Genomic DNA, 1,253 nt, shown 5'->3' on the forward strand with positions numbered 1-1,253 from the left:
CGGCAAATGTCTTTCAGGCAGGCATATTCAAGGGTGAAGGCAAAACCGGCCTGCTGACTGAGTTGCGGGTCGAGGTACCAGGCATTTTTGTGAAAGCTGCAGGTCGTGGTCAGCGCCACGCGGTCGGCGGTGATGCGCTCCAGCAGGTCGTTCCAGCGAGCGAGGCCTGTGCGGTGGGCCAGCAGGTCGCGGTCCATGGCTTCGCGGTCGATCAAATCATTAACGCCGCGTTGGCCGAATTTGGCACCGTACAAAATCTCACTAATTCGTTTGCCATGAATTTTGCCAAGCGCAATTAGAGCCTCGAAGTGCTTCTTGATATAAAGCTCGGGGGATAAACGAAAGTGCGTAGGCGTGTAATAACGTCTATCTACATCCTCAAGCGCACGGAGTGCATGCTCATAGACCGCACCACCTGAATGAGCAGCGCCAATCGCCTGAGCCTCTGCCCTTTCGCGCAACACCTGCAAATCCGCTGGCACCGGACTGCCCGCTGGCGGGGTCATCAGCCCGCCCTTGTTGACGTATTCCAGCATCGCCGCTTTGGTCACGCCTCGGTCCAGCTCAGGCATGTTCTCCAGCTCGGCAAACATGGCCTTGATCGCCGGGTCATCGGTTGCTCCGGCCAGCACCGACACATCGGGGTCACTCAGTTGGCTGAGGGATTCGATGTAGCAGGCCAGCAGGTAATCGCGTTCGTTGTGGCCATCCTGCGCGCCGTCATTGCCGCCGCCCTTGGCCCAGTCACCGACCCAGCCGGCGACCTTATCTTGATAGTTGGCCAAGTCGCGCAAGACGCCCAAGGTGTCATCGAGCACCAGGTACAACGTGTCGAAGTAGTACTCCGGGCGGATAGGGCCATTGAGACGAGCAACAGAGTAGTAGCTGAAACGCGGCGGGTTTTCCCACAGGTAAGGAAGGCGTTCGTGCACGGGTAACTCGGCCTGCAAACGGCGCCGCTCACTGAAGGCGGCGTGCTCGGCCAATGACGCATTAGCCCCCAGATGAGCCTGCTCCTCCTCGACCCGTTCGGTGGCGTACTCCGCCAGCCATCGCTCGACCATTGACTCTGTCAGCAGGTGCTTGGCGCCTTTGACGCAGTCCGCCTGACTCAGGTCCACGGCCTGCATAAAGTGATTGCGCTCGGCGGGATCATTAATCACTTGCCGGCATTTATTGGCTGACCATTGCACCTCGGCATACCCGACATACAAGGTGCTGGTTTTGGGGAAGATCAACGTCGGCGAATGGAT

The 1,253-nt window shown here is 58.7% G+C and carries 1 protein-coding gene; it reads right to left on the reverse strand.

Annotation, left to right across the window (positions count from 1 at the left end; translation table 11 throughout):
• Positions 1-1,253: toxin VasX (locus ACI7MX_RS22970; protein ID WP_405592128.1), on the reverse strand; the 1,253-nt coding region annotated here is incomplete at both ends.

Source organism: Pseudomonas sp. 2024-210 (genome assembly GCF_045062345.1).
Classification (GTDB): Bacteria; Pseudomonadota; Gammaproteobacteria; order Pseudomonadales; family Pseudomonadaceae; genus Aquipseudomonas.